Raw genomic sequence first — 22,823 nt, forward strand, 5'->3', positions numbered from 1 at the left:
CCGGCTTTTTTTTGGCCCGCTTCCGACAGGGGTCGGCGCGGGCCTTCCCATGCGCGCCGTCTGTGCCTAAAAGGCGCCACATCCACCCCCGCAGGAAGGCACCACGATGCAGGAACCGACGATCACCCCCGACCTGATCGCCGCGCACGGGCTGAAGCCCGACGAATACGACCGCATCCTGGACATCATCGGACGCGAACCCACCTTCACCGAACTGGGCATCTTCAGCGCCATGTGGAACGAGCATTGTTCCTACAAGTCGTCGAAGAAATGGCTGCGCACGCTGCCCACGACCGGCCCCCAGGTGATCTGCGGTCCGGGCGAGAATGCGGGCGTGGTGGATATCGGCGACGGCCAGGCCGTGGTCTTCAAGATGGAAAGCCACAACCACCCCAGCTATATCGAGCCGCACCAGGGCGCCGCGACCGGCGTGGGCGGCATCCTGCGCGACGTCTTCACCATGGGCGCGCGCCCGATTGCCGCGATGGACGCGCTGTCCTTCGGCCGCCCGGAACATCCCAAGACCCCGCATCTGGTCAAGGGCGTGGTGGAAGGCATCGGCGCCTATGGCAATGCCTTCGGCGTCCCGAACGTGGGCGGAGAGGTCCGCTTTCACCGCAGCTATGACGGCAACTGCCTGGTCAACGCCTTTGCGGCGGGCCTGGCCGATGCGGACAGGATCTTCTATTCCGCCGCCTCGGGCATCGGCATGCCGGTGGTCTATCTGGGCGCCAAGACCGGCCGCGACGGGGTGGGCGGCGCGACCATGGCCAGCGCCGAATTCGACGACAGCATCGAGGAAAAGCGCCCGACCGTGCAGGTGGGCGACCCCTTCACCGAGAAATGCCTTCTGGAAGCCTGCCTTGAACTGATGCAGACGGATTCCGTCATTTCCATCCAAGACATGGGGGCGGCCGGGCTGACCTGTTCCGCCGTGGAAATGGGCGACAAGGGCGGGCTTGGCATCAAGCTGATCCTGGACAACGTCCCGCAGCGCGAGACCGCCATGACGGCATACGAGATGATGCTGTCGGAAAGCCAGGAACGGATGCTGATGGTCCTCAAGCCCGAGAAGGAGGCCGAGGCCCGCGCCATCTTCGAGAAATGGGATCTGGACTTCGCCATCGTGGGCGAGACCATCGCCGAGGACCGCTTCCTGATCCTGCACGGCAATCAGGTCAAGGCCGACCTGCCGCTGTCGAAGCTGTCGTCCAGCGCGCCGGAATACGACCGCCCCTGGGTGGAAACCCCCGCCGCCGGTCCTGCGCCGGATCTGCCCGCGATCACGCCCATCGAGGCGCTGCGGGCGCTGATCGGATCGCCTTCCTATGCGCACAAGGCCTGGGTCTGGGAACAATACGACACCCAGGTGGGCGCCGACACGATCCGCCGCCCCGGCATGGGCGCGGGCGTGGTCCGCGTCCACGGCACCAACAAGGCACTGGCCTTCACCAGCGACGTGACCCCCCGATACGTCAAGGCCAACCCCTTCGAGGGCGGCAAGCAGGCCGTGGCCGAGGCTTATCGCAACCTCTCGGCCGTGGGCGCGCTGCCGCTGGCCACCACCGACAACCTCAACTTCGGCAATCCCGAGAAGCCCGAGATCATGGGCCAATTCGTCGGCGCCATCAAAGGCATCGGCGAGGCCTGCAAGGCCCTGGACTTCCCCATCGTGTCGGGGAACGTGTCGCTGTATAACGAAACCGACGGCAAGGGCATCCTGCCCACACCCACCATCGGTGGCGTGGGCCTGATCGACGACCTGTCGAACCTGATCGCGGGCTTGCCGAGCGAAGGCGATGTGGCCATCGTCATCGGCGAAACGCGCGGCCACCTGGGCCAGTCGGCGCTCGCCGCCGAGGCCTTCGGCATCGAGAAGGGCGACGCCCCCCATGTCGATCTGGAGGCCGAGCGCAAGCATGGCGAATTCCTGCGCGCCAACCGCGCCCATCTGAAATCCGCCACCGACCTGTCGGACGGCGGCCTTGCCCTTGCCGCCTTCGAGATGGCCGAGGCCGCGGGCATCGGCATCCGCCTGGACAGCGGCGACATCGCGCAGCTGTTCGGCGAAGACCAAGCCCGCTATCTGGTCGCCTGCGACGCCGCCGGGGCCGAGGCACTGTTGAAGGCGGCCGATGCCGCTGGCGTGCCCGCTGCGCAAGTGGGCGTCTTCGGCGGCCTTGCCGTGCAGATGGGCGAGGACGCGGGCGATCTGGCGGATCTGTCGCAGCTTTACCGCACCGCCTTCGCCCAAGCGATCCGGGGCGACATGCCCGATCACGCATGACGGTCACGGCGCCTCCGGGCTATGCCGCCATCGTCACCGCTGCCGGTCGCGGCACCCGCGCGGGCGGGGGCGAGCCGAAACAATGGCGCGACCTGGCCGGGCGCAGCATCCTGGCGCGCTCGCTCGATGCCTTTGCAGGCTTTGACCGCGTGGTGCTGGTGGTCCATCCCGACGACATGGCCCGCGCGATCCGTGACTTTGCGGGCGGCGTGACCATCGTCACCGGGGGCGACACCCGCGCGGCCAGCGTCATGGCGGGGCTTCACGCGCTGGAAGGGCAGGCGACCCACGTCCTGATCCATGACGGCGCCCGCCCCCTGGTCGGCGATGCCGTCATCCAGGGCGTGATCGACGCGCTGCAAGGCGGCGCGCCCGCCGCCGCCCCGGCCTTGCCCGTCAGCGATGCCTTGTGGAAGGGTGCGGGCGGGGCTGTCACCGGCACGACCCCGCGCGACGGGCTGTTCCGGGCGCAGACGCCGCAGGGCTTTGCCTTGGATCAAATATCCAATGCGCACCGCCTCCACCCCCACGACGCCGCCGACGATGTGGAACTGGCGCTCAAGGCGGGGATCCCGGTTGCGATCACGCCGGGGTCCGAGGACAATCTGAAGATCACCTTTCCCGCAGATTTCGCGCGGGCCGAACGGATACTGGGGACTGCGATGGATATTCGCCTTGGCAATGGCTATGACGTTCACGCCTTCGGGCCGGGCAACCATGTCTGGCTGTGCGGCGTGCAGATCGCGCATGAAGCCGGGCTGGTCGGCCATTCCGACGCCGACGTGGGAATGCACGCGCTGACCGACGCGATCTATGGCGCGCTGGCCGAAGGCGATATCGGCCGCCATTTCCCGCCCAGCGATCCGCAATGGAAGGGCGCCGACAGCGCGATTTTCCTGGCGCATGCGGCGGATCTGGCGCGTGAGCGCGGCTTCACCTTCGGCAATGCCGACGTCACGCTCATCTGCGAGATGCCGAAGATCGGCCCCCATGCCCAGGCCATGCAGGCCCGCCTGGCCCAGATCATGGGCGTTGACGCCAGCCGCATCAGCGTCAAGGCCACCACCTCGGAACGGCTGGGCTTCACCGGGCGGCGCGAAGGCATCGCGGCCATCGCCACCGCCGCGCTGATCAAGGCGTGACGCGATGATCGCCATGATCACGACCTTCTTCGGCATTGGCAGGCTGCGCCCCGCGCCCGGCACCTGGGGGTCGGCGGCCGCCGTCCTGCTGGCGGTGCTGGTCTATGAGGCGGGCGGGGCGCTGCTGATCCCCCTTGGCGCGGTTCTCGCCGCACTGATCGGGTTCTGGGCCGTGCCGCAGGCGCTGCGGATGACGACCGACGAGGATCCGTCCGAAATCGTCATCGACGAGGTGGCGGGCCAGTGGCTTGCCATGTCCTTCACGGTGATTCCCTTGTCCCGGCACGGGATCTCGATCCTGGACGCCTGGCCTGCCTTTGTGGTGCCCTTCCTGCTGTTCCGCTTGTTCGACATCTGGAAGCCCTGGCTGGTGGGCCGCGCCGACCGGCAGGGCGGGGCCGTCGGCGTGATGATGGACGATCTGTGGGCCGGGCTGTTCGCCGGGCTGGGATCGGTCGCGCTTGCCGGTCTGTATCACGCCCTGCTGGAGCCGATGCTGTGAGCCTTGCCGCCGATATCCTGGACGCCGCCCGCGCGCGCGGCGTGATGATCGCCACCGCCGAAAGCTGCACCGGCGGCCTGATCGCGGGCGCCCTGACCGAGGTGCCGGGATCGTCTGACGCCGTGGACCGGGGCTTCGTCACCTATTCCAACGCCGCCAAGCAGCAGATGCTGGGCGTGCGCGCTGAAACGCTGGAAGCCCATGGCGCCGTCAGCGAACAGGTCGCGGCGGAAATGGCCGCGGGCGCCCTGCGCCTGTCCCAGGCAGGCATCGCCGTTTCCGTCACCGGCATCGCTGGCCCCGGCGGCTCCGAACACAAGCCCGAAGGCCGCGTCTGCTTCGGCATCGCGCAGCCTTTCGGCACCCGCACCGAAACGGTCGAGTTCGGGGCCATCGGCCGCAGCAATGTCCGCGCCGCGACCGTGGATCACGCCTTGCAGATGCTGATGGACGCCCTGCGCGACTAGCAACGCACGGACGGTTAACGGCCCGTTAACGCAGGCCCGCCACCCTTGCCGCCTGATGTTCAGGACGGGGGTGATCCATGCCAAGCGTTGAGGAAGTCGCCGCGCAGATCGTCGCGCGGGAAGGCGGATATGTGAACGATCCCGACGATCCGGGCGGCGCCACGAATTACGGCGTCACGGTCGGGACGATGAAGTCCCTGGGTCTGGATCTGAACAAGGACGGGCGGGTCGATGCGACCGACGTCAAGATGCTGACCCGCGCCCAGGCTCAGCAGATTTTCGTGGAACATTATTTCCGCCGTCCGCGACTGGCCGAACTGCCCCCTGCGGTGCAGGCCAGCGTCTTCGACATGTATGTGAACGCGGGCACCAATGCCGTGAAGATCCTGCAAAGGCTGGTCGCGCGCATGGGATTTGCCGCGACGGCCGACGGCGTCATCGGCCCGCAGACCATCGCCGCGGCCCATGACGCCGCCGCCGCCGCGCCCGACCATTTCGCCGATGCCTATGGGATCGCGCGGCGGAATTATTACTATTCGCTGGCCGATCAGCGCCCCGCCAGCCGCAAATATGCGCGCAGCAAGGCAGGCGGGAAGGGCGGCTGGATCACCCGGGCCGAGGAATTCATCAGCCCCCGCTATCACCTGACCGAGGCCGAGCATCGCGAAAGGACCGCCAAATGGGCATGATCGACCGCTTCATCGGCCTGGGCCAAGGCGTCACCGCCTTGGGCAGCGCCGCCACCGGCATGGCCGAGGTCTTCACCCAGAACGCCACCCGCAAGATGGAGCTTGAGGAGGAAGCCTATGCCCGCGCGATCAACCAGCTGGGACAGGAATTCCAGACCGTCCGCCCGGGATTTTTCGACAGCTTCGTCAACGGTTTGAACCGCCTTCCCCGACCGCTTCTGGCCTTGGGGACCATGGCCCTGTTCGTCTATGCCATGATCGAGCCCGAGGGGTTCGGCCTGCGCATGATGGGCCTGCAACAGGTGCCCGAACCCTTGTGGTGGCTGCTTGGGGCCATCGTGGGCTTCTATTTCGGCGCGCGAGAGGCGCATCATTTCCGCCATCGCGTCTGGCCCGCCCAAGAGGTCAAGACCAGCGTGACGACCACCCAGCAGGTCACGGCGGTCAAGCCCAACGACGACTTTGCCGACAATGCCGCGCTGCGCGACTGGGTGGCCGGCCTGCGCGAATAGGCCGCAGCCCGGCGCACGCAAAACTGACCAAGGCGACCAAGGGGGGACTTTTCCCCCCTTTTGCATGGCTCTATGCTGGGCGGACACGGAAGGATCGCCGCCATGACAGCTGAATTCGGCCATTTCGCCCTGATCCTCGCCTTTGCGGTGTCGCTGTATCAGACGGTCGTGCCGCTGGTCGGCGCCTCGAAAGGGTGGGGGGGCTGGATGGACAGCGCCCGCCCGGCCGCCGTGGCGCAGTTCCTGCTGGTCGGGCTGTCCTTCGCGGCGCTGACGGTGGCCTTTGTCACCTCGGACTTCTCGGTGAAGCTGGTGTACGAGAATTCGCATACCGCCAAGCCGATGATCTACAAGATCAGCGGCGTCTGGGGGAACCACGAAGGGTCGATGCTGCTGTGGGTGCTGATCTTGGCGCTGTTCGGGGCGGCGGCTGCGATCTTCGGCGACAACCTGCCCCCGGCCTTGCGGGCGCGGGTGCTGGCGGTGCAGGCGGCGATCGGCGCGGCCTTCTATGCCTTCATCATCTTCACCTCGAACCCGTTTTTGCGGCTGGCAAGCCCGCCCTTCGACGGGCGCGACCTGAACCCGCTGCTGCAGGATCCTGGCCTGGCCTTCCACCCCCCGTTCCTTTACCTGGGCTATGTCGGCCTTTCGATGGCCTTCAGCTTCGCCGTCGCCGCCCTGATCGAGGGGCGGGTGGACGCCGCCTGGGCGCGCTGGGTGCGTCCCTGGACGCTGGCCGCCTGGATGTTCCTGACCATCGGCATCGCGCTGGGATCCTGGTGGGCCTATTACGAGCTTGGCTGGGGCGGCTTCTGGTTTTGGGATCCGGTGGAAAACGCCAGCTTCATGCCCTGGCTGCTGGCTGCAGCCCTGCTGCATTCCGCCATCGTCGTCGAAAAGCGCGAGGCGCTGAAAAGCTGGACGATCCTTCTGGCGATCATGGCCTTCGGATTTTCCATGATCGGCACGTTCATCGTGCGTTCGGGCGTCATCACCTCGGTCCACAGCTTCGCAAGCGACCCGGCGCGGGGCGTGTTCATCCTGGGGATCCTGGTGTTCTTCACCGGCGGCGCGCTGACGCTTTACGCCGCGCGGGCGGGGCAGATGACCGCCAAGGGGATCTTCGCGCCGGTGTCGCGCGAAGGCGCCCTGGTCCTGAACAACGTCCTGCTGGCGGTGTCGGCCTTCGTGGTCTTCATCGGCACCATGTGGCCCCTGATCGCCGAGATGCTGTGGGACCGCAAGCTGTCGGTGGGCGCGCCCTTCTTCAACCAGGCCTTCACGCCCTTCATGGTGGTGCTGGCGATGGTGCTGCCCCTGGGGTCGATCCTGCCCTGGAAACGCGCGACGCTCGGCCGGATCATGCGCCCCCTGTGGCCGGCCCTGCTGCTGACCGGGGCGGTGATGGCGCTGATCTTTGCCGTCTCGACCGGACGGTCGGCGATTGCGGTGATCGGGGCGGGGCTTGGCGCCTGGATCGTCTTCGGCGCGGTGGCCGAACTGGTCCACCGCACCGGCCAGTCGGGCCTGTCGCGCCTGGCGCGCCTGCCACGCGCCGACTGGGGCAAGGCCATCGCCCATGGCGGACTGGGCGTCACCTTCATCGGCGTCGCCCTTCTCACCGCTTGGCAGGTCGAGGATATCCGCGTCGCGCAGATCGGCCAGCCGTTCCGGGTCGCCGATTACGACATCACCCTTGCCAGCGTCGATGAGGTCGAGGGGCCGAACTACGTCTCGACTACGGCCACCATGGAGGTCGCGCGGGATGGGCGACCGGTGGCGGTGCTGCATCCTGAAAAGCGGGTCTATCCCGTCCAGGCCATGCCCACGACCGAGGCCGCGATCGACAACGGCATCTTCCGCGACATCTATCTGGTGATCGGGGATGCCCAGGCGGATGGGGGCTGGGCCGTGCGCACCTATATCAAGCCCTTCGCCAACTGGATCTGGGCGGGATCCCTGCTGATGGCGCTTGGCGGGATCGTCAGCCTGTCCGACCGTCGCTATCGGGTGGCCGCAGGCGCCCGGCGCACGCCCGCCAGAACGGTGGCCGCGGAATGAGGCGGCTTGCCCTGGCACTCGCCCTGCTGCTGCCCATGGCGGCCTTCGCGGTGCAGCCCGACGAGGTGCTGCCCGATCCCGCGGCCGAGGCGCGGGCGCGCGAGATTTCCCAAAAACTGCGTTGCCCGGTCTGCCAGGGCGAGAATATCGACGAATCGAACGCACCGATCAGCCGCGATCTGCGGCTGTATGTGCGCGAACGGATCGTGGCGGGCGACAGCAACGACGAGGTAATCGACGCCGTCGTGGACCGCTTCGGCGAATTCGTGCTGTTCGAACCCCGCGCCCGGGGCGGCAACCTGGTCCTGTGGCTGGCCGGGCCGGTCATGGCGCTGCTGGCCTTGCTGGGGGCCTGGCGCTTCCTGCGGTCCCGCGCGACGGCCCGCCCCGAGGAAACCACGGCGCTGAGCCAGGCCGAGCGCGACCGGCTGGACCAGATCATGCGCGACTGACGCCGGGTCGCGCTTTCCCCCTGCGCGGTTTCGGTCATGATGCCGCCAAAAGGGGGACCGCCATGACTTACGAAACCATCGAATTCGCCGTCAGCGAAGGCGTCGCCACGCTGACCCTGAATCGCCCGCAGGTGATGAACGCGCTCAGCAGTCGGATGCGGGCCGAGATCACGGAGGCGGTGACGACCCTGCCCCCCGAAGCGCGTTGCCTGGTCATCACCGGCGCCGGGCGGGGCTTCTGTTCGGGGCAGGATCTGACCGATCGGGCCGCGGCAGCCGATTTGGAAGGCACGCTGCGCGACGAATACGAACCCATGCTGCGGGCGATCCGCGCCTGCCGCGCGCCGGTGATCGCGGCGGTGAACGGAGTCGCGGCGGGGGCGGGGGCGAACCTGGCCCTGGCCGCCGACGTGGTGATCGCCACCGAAAGCGCCAGCTTCATCCAGGCCTTCGCGCGGATCGGGCTGGTCCCGGATGCAGGCGGCACCTTCGTCATTCCCCGCGCCGTGGGCATGGCGCGGGCCATGGGTATGATGCTGTTCGCCGAACCCGTCAGCGCCCGCCAGGCCGCCGATTGGGGGCTGATCTGGGAAGCGCTGCCGGATGCGGATTTCGCCGAAGGCATCGCCACCCGGGCGCGGCAACTGGCGCAAGGACCGACGGCCGCCTATCTGGCGATCCGCGAAGCCGTCGCGGCATCCACCCAGAACGACATGGACGCGCAGCTTGCGCTGGAGGCGCGGCTGCAAGGTGCGGCGGGCCGGACAGCGGATTTCGTCGAAGGGGTGACGGCCTTCCTGGAAAAGCGCCCGGCGCGGTTCACCGGACGCTAGGCGATCTGCGCGAAACGCGGGGCAGGGGTCCGGTTGTCGAAGAAGGGCACCGTGTCAGGCACCGGCAAGGGCGCGTCGGGCGCCAAGCCCGCGATCAGGTCGGCCAGTTCGGCCAGCACGACCTCGGTGATGAAGGGCAGGTCCAGAGCGCGCGCCTGGGCCAGGGGCACCCAGTGCAGGTGCGAAAGCTCGTCGCAGGCGCGGCTGAAGTCGTCGGGGTCGGTCGCCAGGCAGGCGGCGTCGGCCACGAAGAAATGCGCATCGAACCGGCGCGGGCGGCCCGGCGGGGTGATGGCGCGGAACAGATAGGTCAGGGAGGCGGCGTCGGGGGCAAGCCCCGCCTCGGCAAAGCCCGGCCAGTCGCAGCGGCCGGGACGGCCGATCAACTGGCCCGTTTCCTCGGCCAGTTCGCGCAGGGCGGCGGCGGCAATGGCATCGGGGTGGGGCGTGCAATCGGGGCGGGGTTCCCGTGCCAGGCGGCTTCGATGCGGCTCCGCAAGGGGCGCCGCCAGCGACACGGCCGCGTCCGAGGCATCGACCGCGCCCCCTGGAAAGACGTATTTCGACGGCATGAAGACCGCCCCCGCGCCGCGCATCCCCATCAGGACCGAACTGCCGCCCCCCGTCCCGCCGCCCGTCCTGCGCAGCAGGATGACGGTCGCCGCGTCGCGGATGGGGGTGGGGTCGGTCACGCCGAGGTCACGGGTCGCGCGCCGAACCCGTGCATCCGCCGGGCCCATTGCAGGCCCACGAAGGCCCCCTTGATGCGCGGCAACAGCAGCAGCGACAGGATCACGGCGCCCAGGCTGAAGGTCCAGATCATCGTCATCGCGGATGGCCGCCATGCGACATAGCTGGCCAGCAGGATCGGCGCGCCCAGATGCGAGACAAGCAGGATCGTCAGATAAGCCGGGCCGTCATCGGCACGCTGATGATGCAAGGCCTCGCCGCAGGACGGGCAATGATCGGCGACCTTCAGGAAGGACCGGAACAGCTTCCCCTCGCCGCAGGCGGGGCAGCGGCCCCGGGAACCGCGAAGCACTGCCTGTCCGGTCGGACGCTCGGACATATCGGACGGTGCGGCTTGGGACGACATGGCAATCTCCGGGTTGGTCGGGCGTTGCCAATGTAGGGGCTGATCGGGCGGGATACCAGACCGGTTCCCGTGCCTTTCGACGCCTCAGCAGACCGGCTGCGTCGGCGCCATTAGCACGCGGTTGCGCCCCAGCGACTTGGCGGCGATCATCGCGCGGTCCGCACGTTCAAGCGCGATTTCCGCCAGGATGTCGGGGCGGCTGATGCAGAAGGGCGTCTGTTCCAGCGCCACCCCGATCGACAGCGTGGCCTGAACCTCGCCTCCGCCCGAGATGCGGGGCAACAGCGTGGGCTGCGCTTCGACGGCGCGGCGGATTTCCTCGGCCATCCGAAGCGCCTCGGCCTCGGTCGCGTTGGGCAGCACGACCAGGAACTCCTCTCCTCCCAAGCGGGCGGTCAGGCCGCGGCTGGACACGATCTCCTCGACCCGGTGGGCGATGTCGCACAGGACGGCGTCGCCCGCCGCATGGCCGAAGCTGTCGTTGATCGCCTTGAAGCGGTCCAGATCCAGCGCCATCACGGCAAATCCCGATTGCCGCCGCATGGCGCCGCGCGCGATCTCGACCAGGCGGGGCAGGGCATAGCGGCGGTTGTAAAGGCCGGTCAGCGGATCGGACATAGCCCAGGCCATGTTGCGCTTCATCTCCTCGCGCCGGGTGTCGGCACGGCGCTTGCGGTCAAGCTGGTTGCGCAAGGCCAGGGCGGCGATTTCGGCATTGTTGTCCTCGGCCGGGTCCAGGGGCAGCACCTCGCCCGCGCCCAGATCCAGCGCGATGGCGCAGAGCTCCTCGCGCTCGGGCGCGACAAGGACGGCAAAGCCCGCCTCCTTCGATCCGTTGCGCGATCGCAGTTCGGACAGAAGCTGCAGGCCGTCGCCCTTGCGGTCGATGTCGGCGGCGATGATGTAGAGATCCGCGCCATCGCCCTGCGCCGCCGCGCTGAGCGTTTCATCGGGGCTGGAAATGGCGAATCGGCAGTTCAGGCGCGGTTGCAGGGCATGGCGCCAGCGTTGCGCCCGCGCGGGCTGGTCGGCCACCAGCACGACATTCCCCGACGGCGCGTGGGCAAAGCCCGCCGCCTGTTCGGCCATGGCGAAGTCCGGCGGATCCTCCGCCTCGGCGTCCCGCAGAAGGCCGCGGACGCGGGCCAGCAGCATCTGTTCATCGACCCGCGGATCCAGAACGGCCGCCGCGCCCGCCTCCAGCGCCTCGACCCGGCGCTGCCCGTTGGCGAGAACCAGGACCGGTGTACGGGGGCGTTCCACCGACACCATGCGAAAGAAATCGGGCAGCGGCACATCGGTGAAGCCCGGTCCCAGCAGAATCAGATCCGGGCGCCCAAGGCGCAGTTGCGACAGAAGTTCGGTTGCCGAAGCGGCCGCCAGCACATCGTAACAGGCGCCCGACAGCCTGACCTTGAGGCTGATCCGGCTGGTTGCACTGCTTTCCGCGATAAGGATACGCGCAGTCACAGATAACGCCCCTTTACGACAATTTTCCAAAGAATTGCATTGATTCCTTAACAAAGGGTTTCCAAACAGGCATCACTGGCCGCATCGGGGAAACATGTGATGACATATACGCGAGAATCCGCGCAGGACCTGGCCATGGGCGTTCTTCTCTACATGGTGGAACGGCCCGAACTGCTGGGCGGCTTTCTGGGGGCGACCGGCCTTCAACCCCAGGATCTGCGCCAGGCGGCCGGCAATCCCGACATCGCCCTGCATGTCCTGGACTATCTGCTGGAAGACGACCAGCGGGTGCTGGAAGCTGCGGCGGACTTGCAGGTCGTGCCGGGCGACCTGATGCAGGCCCGCACGGCCCTGGCCGGCCCTGGCAGCTACGGATGGGAAATCTGACGTTGGGAATTTCTTCACCTCTTGCCCTTATCACGGGCGGCGGAGGTGACACATGCACGATCTGGTCAGCCGCGCGATCGAGAAATTCCTGACCGAGCAATCGGTTTCCCTTGAAGACCGGGCGGGCACCCTGCCTCCGGGCCAGTTGCTGCATGATGCTGCGCGCAACCTGGACAAGCCCGTCGACGAACTGGCCGAGGATCTGGGGGCATGGCTGGTCCAGCAAGAGGAAATCTGGCGCCTGCTGCGTTTCTGCGGCCGGGATTTCCTGGATTTCCTTCTGCGGCTCGAGGAGTTGCCGGACCGCATCCGGCTGATCACGGATGATGTCGATATTCCTGAAATCGGCCTGTCGCGCGGCGATGACGGGCTGCTCTGGGTGACGTTCACGGATGGATCGCCCATCTGGACGTCCCTGCTGGCCGGGCTGCTGCGGGCCATGGCCGACGATTATGGCACGCTTTGCGTGATCTTCCGGCAGGACGGGGGCCTGTGCATCGACGTGTCGGACCTGGCCTTCGCCGCCGCGCGCACCTTCCACCTGTCGGCCAGGGGGCAGGGGCGATGACCCATGCCCTGACCCTTGGGCAAGCCGCCCTGGACCGCCTGATGCCCATGCATCTGTGCATCGCGGATTGCGGGCAGATCCATTTTGCCGGTCCGACCATGCGCAAGCTGATGCCGCCCGGCGCCCAGGGCGTCGAGGATATCTTCGTCGAGGCAAGGGGCATCGCGACCGGCCATGTCATCGGCGCCATCCGCGCGGCGGAACCTGGCGACCGCCTGGCCCTGCGCCTGCGCCATCACGGGCAGTTGATGCTGCGCGGCCATGTCGTCGCGCCGGGGTTCGGTGGGCTGCTGCTGAATTTCGGCTTCGGGGTGTCGCTGTCGGACGCGGTCGCCGCCTTCGGCCTGACCGAGGGAGACTTCGCCCCCACGGAACTCGCGCTTGAACTGATGTTCCTGCAAGAGGCGAACCGGGCCATCCAGCAGGAACTTGCCCGCTTCAACCGCCACCTGATGCTGGCCCGCCAGGATGCCGAGCGAGAGGCCCATACCGATGCCCTGACAGGTCTGCTCAACCGCCGGGGCCTGCAGGCAGTGATGCGCAATGCCCTGGATCCCAAGGGCGGGATGCAGGGTTTCGCCCTGGTTCATCTGGACCTGGACAATTTCAAGCAGGTCAACGACCGGCTGGGCCATGGCGCGGGCGACCGCTTGCTGGGCAATGTCGCCCGCGTGCTGGGCCGGGCGGTCCGGTCGCGCGATCACGTCGCGCGGATCGGCGGGGACGAATTCGTGCTGATCCTGGGGGGAAGCTGGACCTGCCAGGCGCTGACCGCCATCGGCATGCGGATCGTCCAGGGCATCGAGGCCGTCTCGCCCGAAGACTGCGCTGTATCGGCAAGCCTGGGGATCGTGCTGTCCGCAGGCTATGGCCCGGACGGCATCGAGCGGATGCTGGATGATGCCGACGTGGCGCTTTATCGGTCGAAACGGGCCGGCAAGGGTCGCGTCTCGATCGCGCCCCTGCCGGTGGACGCCGCCGTCAAGCCGCTGCCAGGGCCGCGATGATCGGTCCGAAATCGACGGCCTTCAGGCTTGCCCCGCCGACCAGGGCGCCGTCCACATCGGGAACGGCAAAGATCTCGGCCGCATTGCCCGGCTTGACGCTGCCGCCATAAAGCAGGCGCACCTGCGCCGCGTCCTGCACCTTGCCCGCCAGGCGTTCCCGCATCAGCGCATGAACCTCGGCGATCTGGTCGGCGGTGGGGGTGCGCCCTGTGCCTATGGCCCAGACGGGTTCATAGGCGATGACGGTATTGGCAGCCGTGGCCCCCTCGGGGATCGACCCGTCCAGTTGCGAAGCGATGACCGTCAATGTCTCGTCGCCGTCCCGCTGCGCCTCGGTTTCGCCCACGCAGATGATCGCCGTCAACCCGGCGGCATGGGCGGCCGCGGCCTTTGCCGCCACCATCGCATCGGTCTCGCCATAGTCGGCGCGGCGTTCGGAATGTCCCAGGATCACATAGGCCGCGCCCGCATCCTTAAGCTGGCCTGCCGCGATGTCGCCGGTATGCGCGCCCGAGCGGTTGGCATGACAGTCCTGCCCGCCAAGGGCGATGGCATCGCCCGCCCTTGCCTTCATCGGATGCAGAAGGACGGCAGGCGGACAGATCACGACCTCGCAGCCGGGGGCCGGATGGGCCGTGACCAGGGCGTCGATCTCGGCCAAGGCGGCCAGGTCGCCGTTCATCTTCCAGTTTCCAGCAGCCAGTTTGCGCGGTGCCATGCTGTTCCTCCAAGCGTTTGCAGAGGCTTAGGGGCAGGGTCCGGGCTTCGCAATGATGATAGCGACGAAACCCCGCGCAAATTGCCCCATCAACCGGCGGCGCGGCTTCCTTCCAGCGGCTCGAACCGCACGGATTCGCCGCAGCCGCAGGCATCGGTCACGTTCGGGTTGCGGAACCGGAACTGGGATTCCAGCACCCCGGTCTCATAGTCGATCTCGGTCCCGAACAGGAACATCTGCGCCTTGGGCGCGATCAGCACGCGTGCTGCGCCCTGTTCCACGATCTCGTCATTGGATTCCGCCGTCTCGACCAGATCCATGGTGTATTCCATGCCCGCGCAGCCGCCCTTCTTCAGCCCGATCCGCAGGCCGAAGGCGTTCTTGCCCGCCATCAGTCGGGCGATCTGGCGCTCGGCGGCAGGCGTGATCGTGACGGGCACGGATCCGGGAATGGCAAACATGGGCGCGTTCCTTCTGTTCACCCTGAACATAATCCCCCGGCCTGCCTCCATCAAGACGGGCAGGTTCTTTGCCTTGGGGTCAAATATCCCACAGGGGGTCCGGGGGACGTGAAGTCCCCCGGCCACCGCCGCCAAGGGCGGCCTACATGAAGCCCAGTTCCAGCCGCGCCTCGTCGGACATCATGTCCATGCCCCATTGCGGCTGGAAGGTCATTTCCACATCGACCTGCTTGACGCCCGGAATGGCCTCGACGGCGTCGGCGACCCAACCCGGCATCTCGCCCGCGACGGGGCAGCCAGGCGCGGTCAGGGTCATGACGACCCGCACCTCGTTTTCCGGGTTGATCGCGATGGTATAGATCAGGCCCAGGTCGAAGATGTTGACCGGGATTTCCGGGTCGTAAACCGTCTTGCAAGCCTCGACGACGCTTTCATACAGCGGATGCTCGGTGGTCGAGGGCGCGATCAGCGGCGCACCTTCCTGCGGTTCGGTCATGGCGTGTTCCTGTCGAATTTGCCCTGATATAGGCTTCTGCCCCCTTCAGGTCCAGAGACGGGCCGCATTGCGGTCCCCGCCCGCAGCGGCTAGACACGCCCGGTTCCAGCGACAGGCCCCCCGATGAGCGAGCGTTTCCACTTTACCCTTCACGCGACCGACGGCCAAGCCCGCACCGGCACCATCCACACGCCGCGCGGCGAGATCCGCACCCCCGCCTTCATGCCGGTGGGCACCGCCGCGACCGTCAAGGCGATGCTGCCGGAATCCGTCCGCGCCACCGGGGCCGACATCCTGCTGGGCAATACCTATCACCTGATGCTGCGGCCGGGCGCGGAACGCATCGCGCGGCTGGGCGGGTTGCACCGCTTCATGAACTGGGACCGGCCCATCCTGACGGATTCGGGCGGATTCCAGGTGATGTCGCTGGCGGCCCTGCGCAAGCTGACGGAAGACGGTGTCACCTTCTCGTCCCATATCGACGGGTCCAAGCACATGCTGTCGCCCGAAACCAGCATGGAGATCCAGCGCCTGCTGGGCAGCGACATCGTGATGTGCTTCGACGAATGTCCCGCGCTGCCCGCAACCGAGGAGGCCGTGGCGCAGTCCATGCGCCTGTCCATGCGTTGGGCGCAACGGTCGCGCGACGCGTTCGGCGACCGGCCGGGACACGCGCTGTTCGGCATCATGCAGGGCGGCGTCACGCGTGATCTGCGCGAGGAGTCCGCCGAAGCTTTGAAATCCATCGGCTTCGACGGCTATGCGATCGGCGGCCTTGCCGTGGGCGAGGGGCAGGAGGCGATGTTCGGCGTTCTCGACTATGCGCCCGGTTTCCTTCCCGCCGACAAGCCGCGCTATCTGATGGGCGTGGGCAAGCCAGACGACATCGTGGGTGCCGTGCAGCGGGGCGTGGACATGATGGACTGCGTGCTGCCGTCGCGGTCGGGCCGCACGGGGCAGGCCTGGACGCGGCGGGGACAGGTCAACATCAAGAATGCGCGCCATGCCGACGACCCGCGCCCGCTGGATCAGGATTGCACCTGCCCGGCCTGCACGGGGTATTCCCGCGCCTATCTGCACCACGTCTTCCGCGCGGGCGAGATGATCAGCGGGATGCTGTTGACCTGGCACAACCTGCATTATTTCCAGGAACTGATGGAAGGCCTGCGCAACGCGATCACCCAAGGGCGGCTGGACGATTTCGTGGCTGATTTTCACGCAATGCGCGCAGAGGGCGACATCCTGGCCTTGTGATCCGTCAGGCTGGCTGACCAAAAAGACTTTCCAAGGCGAAGTCTTGGTCTTATGTCAACCGGATCCGGCGGACGAACCGCCCTGCGAAAGCCCTCATGAGCGACGACATCATCACCATTACCCGGACCGACGACCTCGCGCTGTTTTGCGAGAACGCAAAGTCAGCCCCCTATGTCACCGTCGATACGGAATTCCTGCGCGAACGGACCTATTGGTCGAAGCTGTGCCTGATCCAGCTTGCCATTCCGCCCGCATCGACCCCCAAAACCCCGGGCGGAGAGGCCGTGCTGGTCGATCCCCTGGCCGAAGGGCTGTCGCTGGAGCCGCTTTACGACCTGTTCCGCCACGAGGGCACCGTCAAGGTGTTCCACGCCGCCCGCCAGGACCTCGAGATCTTCTTCCATGACGCGGGCCTTTTCCCCCAGCCCCTGTTCGACACGCAGGTGGCCGCGATGGTCTGCGGCTTTGGCGAGCAGGTCGGATACGAGACCCTGGTGCGCAAGATCGCCAAGGCCAACCTGGACAAGTCGTCGCGCTTCACCGACTGGTCGCGCCGTCCCCTGTCGGACGCGCAGGCGGCCTATGCCCTGGCCGACGTGACCCATCTGCGCGTCATCTATGAATTCCTGGCGGCCGAACTGCGCAAGAACAATCGCGAAAGCTGGCTGGCCGAGGAGATCGCGGTCCTTGAAGACCCCGAAACCTATATCACCCGCCCCGAAGAAGCCTGGCTCAAGATCCGCACGCGCACCAATTCGCCCCGCTTTCTGGCGATCCTGCGCGAACTGGCCCGCTTCCGCGAGGCCTACGCCCAGGAACGTGACATTCCCCGGTCGCGGGTCTTCAAGGACGACGCCATGATCGAGGTCGCCTCGACCAAACCCCTGACCGAGGCCGATCTGGGCCGGTCCCGCCTGCTGCTGCGCGAGGCGCGCAAGGGCGACATCGCCAACGGCATTCTGGCCGCCGTCAAGGCCGGGATCGAGACGAAGGACCTGCCCCAGGCCAAGGCCGAGGAACCGGGCAAGCCCGGCAATGCCGCGCTGTCCGACCTGCTGCGGGTTCTTCTCAAGGCCAAGGCGGATGAATCGGGGGTCGCGCCCAAGCTGATCGCGTCGTCGTCGGAACTGGACGCCATCGCCCAGGGGGAACGCGACCTGCCCGCGCTGAAGGGCTGGCGGGCCGAGGTGTTCGGGCACGACGCCCTGCGCCTGGCGCAGGGAGAGATCGCGCTGTCGGCCAAGGGCGGCGCGGTGCGCGTCATACCGGTGGGATGAACGCGGTGGCGGCCCTGGTCCTGACCCGTCCATGGCCCGAGGATGCCGCCGCCATCGCCGATGCCCTGTCCGGCTGGGATCTGGCCCAATGGCTGACCGCCGTGCCCTGGCCCTATCGGCCGGACGATGCGGCGGCCTTCATTGCCGGTGCGGGTCTTGACGAACATGCCGTCCGCCACGAGGGCCGCCTGGTGGGCATGGTCCGCGCCTCGGCCAGCTTCGGGATCTGGATGGCGCCGGCCGCGCAGGGGCAGGGGCTTGCGGAACGGGCGTCGGTCCTTGCCTTGTCCCGCCGTTTCCGCGGCGGCGCCGATGAAACCGAGGCGAACCATGTCCAGGGCAACACCCGCTGTGCCGCGCTGCTGGCGCGGCTGGGTTTCCGGCCATCCGGCCCGGTCACGCTGTGGTCGCAGCCACGGCAGCAGCAATTGCCCGGACTGTCGCTGCGCCTGTCCCGACAGGATTTCGCCCGCCGTCATCCCATCGTGCTGACGACGCCGCGCCTGCTGATCCAGCCATTCCGGCCCGCCGACCTGCCCGATCTGCACCGCATTGCCACCAGCCCCCAGGTCGCGTCGAAGCTGCTGGTGTTCCATCCCCACATGACGCCCGAGGAGATGGAACCCTTGTTCCGGTCAGACGGCCTGCTGCCGCCCATGCGCCTGACCGTGCGGCATGGCGGGCGGGTTGCCGGGTCCATCGGCATCAGCGCGGGCGATCCCTGGCGCATCTTCTATTTCCTCGATCCCGCCCTGGCGGGGCAGGGACTGGGAGAGGAGATGGCGCGCGCCTTCCTGGACGAGATCATCGCCCGCTTCGACCCGCCCGAACTGCTGGCCGACGTGTTCCTGGACAACCTGCCGTCCCGCAGGCTGCTGAAGAACCTCGGTTTCCAGCGAGAGGAAGACCAGATGCTGTTCTCGGCCGGGCGCGGAGAGGCTGCGCCAGCCGCGATCTATCGCTGGCAACGCAAGATGCGCCCCTGGCTGCTGGCGTGATTATTAGGCCCTGATCATTCGGTCCGGCCTGTTGGACGCGACGGGCCGGGCAGGGTGATCAGTTGAAACTGAGACCGCCTGCCTTCGCTGTCGTCGCGCCCCAGGCTGCGTTCCGGCGCGGCCAGGCCCGCGGGTCGGCCAAGCTTTCCCGCCCGCGCGCTTCCGGCGGACCATCCCTCTCGTCCGGGGTCCGAGGCGGAGGGCGCCAGGGTCTTGCCCCCTTCGATGATGGGCAGAACCTCGTCATGGGTCAGGTCGAACCGGCGGGGGGCGACGCCGATCTGGCCTTCGGCGATGATGCAGCCCAAGGCGCGCGTCACGTCGCCCAGATCCGAGGACAAGGGCAGAAGCAGCATCCGCGCCGAAAGCTCGGGTCGGGCATATTCGGCTTTCGCGTGCAACGTCATCTGGGCCAATTGCGGGGCGCGGAACACCGATTCCAGCACATCCGACAACCGCCCGCGCGAGCTTGAATGGGCCAGCGAACAGAAGGCCATGCCGCGCACCTCCATCCCCATCAGGTCGATCAGGTGCTGCCCGGCAAGGCGGAACCGCGCGGCGCCGGGGGCGATCCGTTCCAGGATGAAGGCGTAATCCAGCGCGCGCCGGATCCCCTGGGGCTGGATGTCGGACCGGGCGGGCACGGCCCGACCCTGTCGCAGGCTGTCCCAATAGGCGCGCATGTCGGCCATGATGCGGGCAGGCTGGGTCAGGTTGAAATCGGCAAGATGCACAATCCGGCCTGTCCGATCCGCTTCGGGCGGACACGACATCTTGTCGTCCTTCCATTCCGACACTGCTTTACCCTCGTTACCACGCGCATCCAGGAACGCAGATACGCCATTACTGCAAGATCATGATAAACATAACTTCGCCACATGCCGAGTCGTTTCCTAACGAATGGTTAAGGCATCTGCAGTCCCGCTCCGACCGGAGGCAGGGGACTTGACCGTCGGGCACCGCTGGTCCATCCCGCCGTCAGATTGCCAAGGAAAGACGACCCATGGACCGGACCGGCCTGCTGATCATCCTGTCATCGCCATCGGGCGCGGGGAAATCGACGCTGGCCCGGCGGCTGATGGACTGGGATCCCAGCCTGCGGTTCTCGGTCTCGGCCACCACCCGTCCCCCCCGGCCGGGCGAGGTGGACGGGCAACATTACTTCTTCACCACCCCCGGCGCCTTTCACCAGATGGTCGAACAAGGGCAGATGCTGGAATATGCCGAGGTGTTCGGCAACCTTTACGGCAGCCCCCGCGCCCCGGTCGAGGCGGCGATGCGCGACGGGCGCGACACGCTGTTCGACGTGGACTGGCAGGGCGGCCAGCAGATCCGCGCCTCGGCCCTGGGGGGGCATGTCGTGTCCATCTTCGTGCTGCCGCCGTCGCTTCCCGAACTGGAACGCCGCCTGCGCGGACGCGGGCAGGACAGCGACGAGGTCATCGCGGCGCGGATGGCGAAAAGCCGGGCCGAGATCAGCCACTGGGCCGAATACGATTATGTCCTGGTCAACGACGACCTGGACGAGACGGAAGGCCGTCTGCGCGCCATCCTGACCGCCGAACGGCTGCGCCGCGACCGGCAGGGCGGGCTTGGCCGCTTCGTCAAGCACCTGATGGAGGAGGACGCATGATCTGGGAACTGGACGGCATCGCACCCCAGGTCGCGGCAGACGCCTGGGTCGCGCCCGACGCGCAACTGATGGGCAAGGTGGTGCTGGAAGAAGGCGCCTCGGTCTGGTGGGGGGCCGTGCTGCGCGGCGACACCGAGGAGATCCGCCTGGGCCGGGGCAGCAATGTCCAGGATCTGTGCGTGCTGCACACCGATCCGGGCTGCCCGCTGGTCATCGGCGCAGATTGCACCATCGGCCATCGCGCGATCCTGCACGGCTGCACCATCGGCGACGGCGCCCTGGTCGGCATGGGCGCCACGATCCTGAACGGCGCGAAGATCGGGGCGGGCGCCCTGATCGGCGCGGGCGCCCTGATCGCGGAAAACAAGGAGATCCCGCCAGGCGCCCTGGTCATGGGCGCGCCCGGCAAGGTCGTGCGGATGCTGGACGAGGCGGCGCTTGACGGCCTGCGGCAGTCGGCCGCCCGATACCGCGCCAATGCCGCGCGGTTCCGCGCGGGCCTGCGGCAGGCCGGATGATCCCCGACGCGCATCGCCGGGCGTCCGACCTGCTGGACGGGGTGCCCGTGCCGATGCTGGCGGTCGATGACCGGGCGCGCACCATTGCCGCCAATCCCGCGGCGGTGGCCCTGTTCGGCGGCGGCGATCTGCTGAACCGGCCCTTTGTCACCATCCTGCGCCATCCGGCCGTCGTCGCGGCGCTGGACTGGGTGCTGGATCCCGACCGCCACCCCGCGCCGGTGCCCGACCCCTCGCTGCCCGCCTCGGCCAAGGGGGGGGTCCGGCTGAACGCCGTGATCGGGGCGGACGGGCGCGACATCGCGGCTGAAATCACAGTGGCGCGCCTGCCCTCGCCCCTGGGGAAGGGGGCGACGATCGCGGTTCTCGACCGATCGGCGGCCGAGGAGGCGGAACAGATGCGGCGCGATTTCGTCGCCAATGTCAGCCACGAACTGAAGACGCCGCTGACCGCGATGATCGGCTTCATCGAGACCCTGCGCGGCCCGGCCCGCGACGATGCCAAGGCCCGCGACCGCTTCCTGGACATCATGGAACGCGAAGCCGCCCGCATGAACCGCCTGGTCAGCGACCTTCTGTCGCTGAGCCGCGTCCAGGCCGAGGAACGCCGCCGCCCCGGCGGCCAGGTCGATCTGCCCCTGCTGCTGCGGGGGGTGCTTGCGACTATGGACCATGCGGCCCAGACCGCCGGGGTCACGGCAGAGGTCCGGGGCCTCGACGGCAGCCAGATGGTGCCCGGCGATCCCGACCAGTTGGTGCAGGTCTTCCAGAACCTGATCGAGAACGCGCTGAAATACGGCGGCTCTGGCGGATACCTGGGCGTGACGATGCGCCGGATCGACCACGAACCGCAATTGCGCGGCCCCGCCTGGGCGGTGGAGATCCGCGACAGGGGCGAAGGGATCGAGGGGATGCACCTGCCGCGCCTGACCGAACGCTTCTATCGCGTGGACACCCACCGATCACGCGCGCAGGGCGGAACGGGACTTGGCCTGGCCATCGTCAAGCATATCGTGAACCGCCATCGGGGCAGGCTGCGCATCGACAGCAGCAAGGGCCAGGGCAGCGCCTTCACGGTGATCCTGCCCGAAAGCGCCAGCCGGGGCTGAGAAACCCCGCCGCGCGGCTGCGGCGGGGTCGGGCCTGGTCCTATTTCACCTTGCGGCGGCGAAGCATCGACAGCAGCCCCAGGCCGCCCGCCAGCATCGGGAATGCCGCAGGCACCGGAACCGGCGAGGGGTCGGGATCTGGATCCGGCGTCACGCTGCCGAAAGTCACGTCGTCGAAGGCGATCTGGTTGCCCGCCCCTGCGAAGCTTACCGACTTCGCAAGTCCCTCGAACCCGATGCCGGAGGCGGCGAAAGGACAGAAAGGGGCATTGTATTCACTACTGCAGTTGCTGGCGGTCACACCAAGGGCCAGCGTTGCCAGCAGGGCCCCAGTGCCGTTCAGACCATCATAGACGCTGATTGAACCGGCGACGTTGACGGAAGAATAGAAAAATGAAAAGCCGGTCGTGAAACCCGCTGCCACATTCATGAAGGTTTCCGTTCCTTCAACGAAGAACAGGGCGGTTTGCTGTGAGGCGGGGTTGCCCAAACCTCCCCGAGAGCCATTGGAGCATGAGGTTTCAAGCGTATTCAGGCACACCGCCAGGGCATTGCCCGAAAACTCTACTCCATAATTCGTCCCCGAGGTGCCGACGCTACTGGTCCCGCCGTTATAGAAGCCGCCTACAGTTGCAGAACTGTTGGATGGATAGGTTTCATAGATGCCTTCAAAGTCGAGGACGATCGTCGCTGCTTGGGTTTGCGACGCCATTGCAAGAAGGATTGCGCCGGCTGCACCGCTTAAAAGAGAACTTTTCATGCTGGGTCCTTTCGTTACATAGTCGGCTCTGAACAACTCCTCAGGCGGCCACTGCATGGCGGTGATGGGTCCTTTCGCCCCGGATGATCGCCGTGATCAGGTGAAGCAATAGAGTCCAAAGAG

26 protein-coding genes are annotated in these 22,823 nt (G+C 67.4%); 18 read left to right on the forward strand and 8 right to left on the reverse strand.

Annotated features, from left to right (window positions below):
* Positions 1-106: 106 nt before the first annotated feature.
* The 9 genes from purL to IEX25_RS12350 all read left to right on the forward strand — a co-directional run bounded on the left by purL (position 107) and on the right by IEX25_RS12350 (position 8,948).
* Entirely contained in the window at positions 107-2,287 is a 2,181-nt protein-coding gene (gene purL / locus IEX25_RS12310) for a phosphoribosylformylglycinamidine synthase subunit PurL (RefSeq protein WP_188715272.1), read from the forward strand.
* Positions 2,284-3,429, forward strand: coding sequence for a bifunctional 2-C-methyl-D-erythritol 4-phosphate cytidylyltransferase/2-C-methyl-D-erythritol 2,4-cyclodiphosphate synthase (locus IEX25_RS12315; RefSeq protein ID WP_188715274.1), 1,146 nt, complete (start codon positions 2,284-2,286; stop codon positions 3,427-3,429). The genes purL and IEX25_RS12315 overlap by 4 nt, the downstream gene beginning before the upstream one ends.
* A 4-nt stretch (positions 3,430-3,433) precedes the next feature.
* Positions 3,434-3,931: a phosphatidylglycerophosphatase A family protein gene (locus IEX25_RS12320; RefSeq protein WP_188715275.1), complete on the forward strand. Its 498-nt coding sequence runs from the start codon at positions 3,434-3,436 to the stop codon at positions 3,929-3,931.
* The gene (locus IEX25_RS12325) at positions 3,928-4,398 is read left to right on the forward strand and encodes a CinA family protein (protein WP_188715277.1); all 471 of its coding nucleotides are present in this window, start codon (positions 3,928-3,930) and stop codon (positions 4,396-4,398) included. The genes IEX25_RS12320 and IEX25_RS12325 overlap by 4 nt, the downstream gene beginning before the upstream one ends.
* 77 nt (positions 4,399-4,475) lie before the next feature.
* On the forward strand, positions 4,476-5,087 hold the full coding sequence (locus IEX25_RS12330; RefSeq protein ID WP_188715279.1) for a holin-associated N-acetylmuramidase: 612 nt from the start codon (positions 4,476-4,478) through the stop codon (positions 5,085-5,087).
* Positions 5,078-5,599 carry a holin family protein gene (locus IEX25_RS12335; protein WP_103171386.1) on the forward strand — a complete coding sequence of 174 codons (522 nt, stop codon included), beginning with the start codon at positions 5,078-5,080 and terminating at the stop codon, positions 5,597-5,599. Before IEX25_RS12330 ends, IEX25_RS12335 begins: the two co-directional genes overlap by 10 nt.
* Positions 5,600-5,701: 102 nt before the next feature.
* Positions 5,702-7,663 (forward strand): heme lyase CcmF/NrfE family subunit, encoded by a 1,962-nt coding sequence (locus IEX25_RS12340; protein WP_188715281.1) that lies wholly within the window; start codon positions 5,702-5,704, stop codon positions 7,661-7,663.
* Positions 7,660-8,115 (forward strand): cytochrome c-type biogenesis protein, encoded by a 456-nt coding sequence (locus IEX25_RS12345; protein ID WP_188715283.1) that lies wholly within the window; start codon positions 7,660-7,662, stop codon positions 8,113-8,115. Before IEX25_RS12340 ends, IEX25_RS12345 begins: the two co-directional genes overlap by 4 nt.
* A 62-nt stretch (positions 8,116-8,177) precedes the next feature.
* Positions 8,178-8,948, forward strand: a complete 771-nt coding sequence (locus tag IEX25_RS12350) for an enoyl-CoA hydratase-related protein (RefSeq protein WP_188715285.1) — start codon at positions 8,178-8,180, stop codon at positions 8,946-8,948.
* Here IEX25_RS12350 and IEX25_RS12355 read toward each other — a convergent pair.
* The 3 genes from IEX25_RS12355 to IEX25_RS12365 all read right to left on the reverse strand — a co-directional run bounded on the left by IEX25_RS12355 (position 8,945) and on the right by IEX25_RS12365 (position 11,514).
* On the reverse strand, positions 8,945-9,688 hold the full coding sequence (locus IEX25_RS12355) for an NUDIX hydrolase (RefSeq protein WP_188715287.1): 744 nt from the start codon (positions 9,686-9,688) through the stop codon (positions 8,945-8,947). The genes IEX25_RS12350 and IEX25_RS12355 overlap by 4 nt on opposite strands.
* Entirely contained in the window at positions 9,637-10,044 is a 408-nt protein-coding gene (locus IEX25_RS12360; protein ID WP_103171391.1) for a DUF983 domain-containing protein, read from the reverse strand. The genes IEX25_RS12355 and IEX25_RS12360 overlap by 52 nt, the downstream gene beginning before the upstream one ends.
* An 84-nt stretch (positions 10,045-10,128) precedes the next feature.
* Positions 10,129-11,514 carry a diguanylate cyclase gene (locus tag IEX25_RS12365; protein WP_188715289.1) on the reverse strand — a complete coding sequence of 462 codons (1,386 nt, stop codon included), beginning with the start codon at positions 11,512-11,514 and terminating at the stop codon, positions 10,129-10,131.
* A 99-nt stretch (positions 11,515-11,613) separates the two neighbouring features.
* On the opposite strand from IEX25_RS12365, the gene IEX25_RS12370 reads away from it, so the two are divergent.
* Genes IEX25_RS12370 through IEX25_RS12380 form a run of 3 tightly spaced genes read left to right on the forward strand, consistent with a single transcriptional unit; the run spans position 11,614 to position 13,476 of the window.
* Entirely contained in the window at positions 11,614-11,901 is a 288-nt protein-coding gene (locus tag IEX25_RS12370) for a DUF3572 domain-containing protein (RefSeq protein ID WP_188715290.1), read from the forward strand.
* Positions 11,902-11,953: 52 nt separating this feature from the next.
* A complete protein-coding gene (locus IEX25_RS12375) occupies positions 11,954-12,469 on the forward strand; it encodes a heme NO-binding domain-containing protein (protein WP_103171394.1) in 516 nt (171 codons plus the stop codon).
* A complete protein-coding gene (locus tag IEX25_RS12380) occupies positions 12,466-13,476 on the forward strand; it encodes a GGDEF domain-containing protein (protein WP_188715293.1) in 1,011 nt (336 codons plus the stop codon). The genes IEX25_RS12375 and IEX25_RS12380 overlap by 4 nt, the downstream gene beginning before the upstream one ends.
* On the opposite strand, the gene tpiA is transcribed toward IEX25_RS12380, so the two are convergent.
* The 3 genes from tpiA to IEX25_RS12395 form a co-directional block, all read right to left on the reverse strand.
* Positions 13,451-14,194: a triose-phosphate isomerase gene (tpiA, locus tag IEX25_RS12385; RefSeq protein ID WP_188715295.1), complete on the reverse strand. Its 744-nt coding sequence runs from the start codon at positions 14,192-14,194 to the stop codon at positions 13,451-13,453. The genes IEX25_RS12380 and tpiA overlap by 26 nt on opposite strands.
* Before the next feature lie 89 nt (positions 14,195-14,283).
* Positions 14,284-14,655: a HesB/IscA family protein gene (locus IEX25_RS12390; RefSeq protein WP_103171397.1), complete on the reverse strand. Its 372-nt coding sequence runs from the start codon at positions 14,653-14,655 to the stop codon at positions 14,284-14,286.
* Positions 14,656-14,797: 142 nt separating this feature from the next.
* Positions 14,798-15,151: an SUF system Fe-S cluster assembly protein gene (locus IEX25_RS12395; RefSeq protein ID WP_103171398.1), complete on the reverse strand. Its 354-nt coding sequence runs from the start codon at positions 15,149-15,151 to the stop codon at positions 14,798-14,800.
* A 123-nt stretch (positions 15,152-15,274) separates the two neighbouring features.
* Between IEX25_RS12395 and tgt the strand changes: the two genes are divergently transcribed.
* From tgt to IEX25_RS12410, 3 genes are all read left to right on the forward strand, one after another.
* Positions 15,275-16,405, forward strand: a complete 1,131-nt coding sequence (gene tgt / locus IEX25_RS12400) for a tRNA guanosine(34) transglycosylase Tgt (RefSeq protein ID WP_188715297.1) — start codon at positions 15,275-15,277, stop codon at positions 16,403-16,405.
* A gap of 107 nt (positions 16,406-16,512) precedes the next feature.
* Positions 16,513-17,682, forward strand: a complete 1,170-nt coding sequence (rnd, locus tag IEX25_RS12405; RefSeq protein ID WP_103171684.1) for a ribonuclease D — start codon at positions 16,513-16,515, stop codon at positions 17,680-17,682.
* Positions 17,679-18,680, forward strand: a complete 1,002-nt coding sequence (locus IEX25_RS12410) for a GNAT family N-acetyltransferase (RefSeq protein ID WP_188715299.1) — start codon at positions 17,679-17,681, stop codon at positions 18,678-18,680. The genes rnd and IEX25_RS12410 overlap by 4 nt, the downstream gene beginning before the upstream one ends.
* Before the next feature lie 14 nt (positions 18,681-18,694).
* On the opposite strand, the gene IEX25_RS12415 is transcribed toward IEX25_RS12410, so the two are convergent.
* Complete coding sequence (locus IEX25_RS12415; RefSeq protein ID WP_188715301.1) at positions 18,695-19,453, reverse strand: PAS domain-containing protein; 759 nt, start codon at positions 19,451-19,453, stop codon at positions 18,695-18,697.
* Positions 19,454-19,683: 230 nt separating this feature from the next.
* Here IEX25_RS12415 and gmk point away from each other — a divergent pair, with 230 nt between their 5' ends.
* The 3 genes from gmk to IEX25_RS12430 are packed head-to-tail and all read left to right on the forward strand — an operon-like array spanning position 19,684 to position 21,940.
* On the forward strand, positions 19,684-20,313 hold the full coding sequence (gmk, locus tag IEX25_RS12420; protein WP_188715303.1) for a guanylate kinase: 630 nt from the start codon (positions 19,684-19,686) through the stop codon (positions 20,311-20,313).
* Positions 20,310-20,831 (forward strand): gamma carbonic anhydrase family protein, encoded by a 522-nt coding sequence (locus tag IEX25_RS12425; protein WP_188715305.1) that lies wholly within the window; start codon positions 20,310-20,312, stop codon positions 20,829-20,831. The genes gmk and IEX25_RS12425 overlap by 4 nt, the downstream gene beginning before the upstream one ends.
* Positions 20,828-21,940 carry a sensor histidine kinase gene (locus IEX25_RS12430; RefSeq protein ID WP_188715307.1) on the forward strand — a complete coding sequence of 371 codons (1,113 nt, stop codon included), beginning with the start codon at positions 20,828-20,830 and terminating at the stop codon, positions 21,938-21,940. The genes IEX25_RS12425 and IEX25_RS12430 overlap by 4 nt, the downstream gene beginning before the upstream one ends.
* Before the next feature lie 40 nt (positions 21,941-21,980).
* Here the strand turns inward: IEX25_RS12430 and IEX25_RS12435 are convergent, their stop codons facing one another.
* Positions 21,981-22,700, reverse strand: a complete 720-nt coding sequence (locus IEX25_RS12435; RefSeq protein ID WP_188715308.1) for a PEP-CTERM sorting domain-containing protein — start codon at positions 22,698-22,700, stop codon at positions 21,981-21,983.
* Between the last annotated feature and the right edge of the window lie 123 nt (positions 22,701-22,823).

The sequence above is a fragment of the Paracoccus acridae genome (assembly GCF_014642735.1).
In the GTDB taxonomy this organism is placed as follows: Bacteria; Pseudomonadota; Alphaproteobacteria; order Rhodobacterales; family Rhodobacteraceae; genus Paracoccus; species Paracoccus acridae.

Bases quoted from the DNA above. Each gene is read 5' to 3' on its own strand.
- IEX25_RS12415 (WP_188715301.1), bottom strand. From the start codon at position 19,453: ATGTCGTGTCCGCCCGAAGCGGATCGGACAGGCCGGATTGTGCATCTT.
- IEX25_RS12315 (WP_188715274.1), top strand. From the start codon at position 2,284: ATGACGGTCACGGCGCCTCCGGGCTATGCCGCCATCGTCACCGCTGCC.
- IEX25_RS12425 (WP_188715305.1), top strand. From the start codon at position 20,310: ATGATCTGGGAACTGGACGGCATCGCACCCCAGGTCGCGGCAGACGCC.
- IEX25_RS12370 (WP_188715290.1), top strand. From the start codon at position 11,614: ATGACATATACGCGAGAATCCGCGCAGGACCTGGCCATGGGCGTTCTT.
- IEX25_RS12435 (WP_188715308.1), bottom strand. From the start codon at position 22,700: ATGAAAAGTTCTCTTTTAAGCGGTGCAGCCGGCGCAATCCTTCTTGCA.
- IEX25_RS12345 (WP_188715283.1), top strand. From the start codon at position 7,660: ATGAGGCGGCTTGCCCTGGCACTCGCCCTGCTGCTGCCCATGGCGGCC.
- IEX25_RS12430 (WP_188715307.1), top strand. From the start codon at position 20,828: ATGATCCCCGACGCGCATCGCCGGGCGTCCGACCTGCTGGACGGGGTG.
- tgt (WP_188715297.1), top strand. From the start codon at position 15,275: ATGAGCGAGCGTTTCCACTTTACCCTTCACGCGACCGACGGCCAAGCC.
- IEX25_RS12375 (WP_103171394.1), top strand. From the start codon at position 11,954: ATGCACGATCTGGTCAGCCGCGCGATCGAGAAATTCCTGACCGAGCAA.
- tpiA (WP_188715295.1), bottom strand. From the start codon at position 14,194: ATGGCACCGCGCAAACTGGCTGCTGGAAACTGGAAGATGAACGGCGAC.
- IEX25_RS12360 (WP_103171391.1), bottom strand. From the start codon at position 10,044: ATGTCGTCCCAAGCCGCACCGTCCGATATGTCCGAGCGTCCGACCGGA.
- IEX25_RS12340 (WP_188715281.1), top strand. From the start codon at position 5,702: ATGACAGCTGAATTCGGCCATTTCGCCCTGATCCTCGCCTTTGCGGTG.
- IEX25_RS12330 (WP_188715279.1), top strand. From the start codon at position 4,476: ATGCCAAGCGTTGAGGAAGTCGCCGCGCAGATCGTCGCGCGGGAAGGC.
- IEX25_RS12380 (WP_188715293.1), top strand. From the start codon at position 12,466: ATGACCCATGCCCTGACCCTTGGGCAAGCCGCCCTGGACCGCCTGATG.
- IEX25_RS12355 (WP_188715287.1), bottom strand. From the start codon at position 9,688: ATGGGCCCGGCGGATGCACGGGTTCGGCGCGCGACCCGTGACCTCGGC.
- IEX25_RS12395 (WP_103171398.1), bottom strand. From the start codon at position 15,151: ATGACCGAACCGCAGGAAGGTGCGCCGCTGATCGCGCCCTCGACCACC.
- gmk (WP_188715303.1), top strand. From the start codon at position 19,684: ATGGACCGGACCGGCCTGCTGATCATCCTGTCATCGCCATCGGGCGCG.
- IEX25_RS12410 (WP_188715299.1), top strand. From the start codon at position 17,679: ATGAACGCGGTGGCGGCCCTGGTCCTGACCCGTCCATGGCCCGAGGAT.
- purL (WP_188715272.1), top strand. From the start codon at position 107: ATGCAGGAACCGACGATCACCCCCGACCTGATCGCCGCGCACGGGCTG.
- IEX25_RS12390 (WP_103171397.1), bottom strand. From the start codon at position 14,655: ATGTTTGCCATTCCCGGATCCGTGCCCGTCACGATCACGCCTGCCGCC.
- IEX25_RS12335 (WP_103171386.1), top strand. From the start codon at position 5,078: ATGGGCATGATCGACCGCTTCATCGGCCTGGGCCAAGGCGTCACCGCC.
- IEX25_RS12350 (WP_188715285.1), top strand. From the start codon at position 8,178: ATGACTTACGAAACCATCGAATTCGCCGTCAGCGAAGGCGTCGCCACG.
- IEX25_RS12320 (WP_188715275.1), top strand. From the start codon at position 3,434: ATGATCGCCATGATCACGACCTTCTTCGGCATTGGCAGGCTGCGCCCC.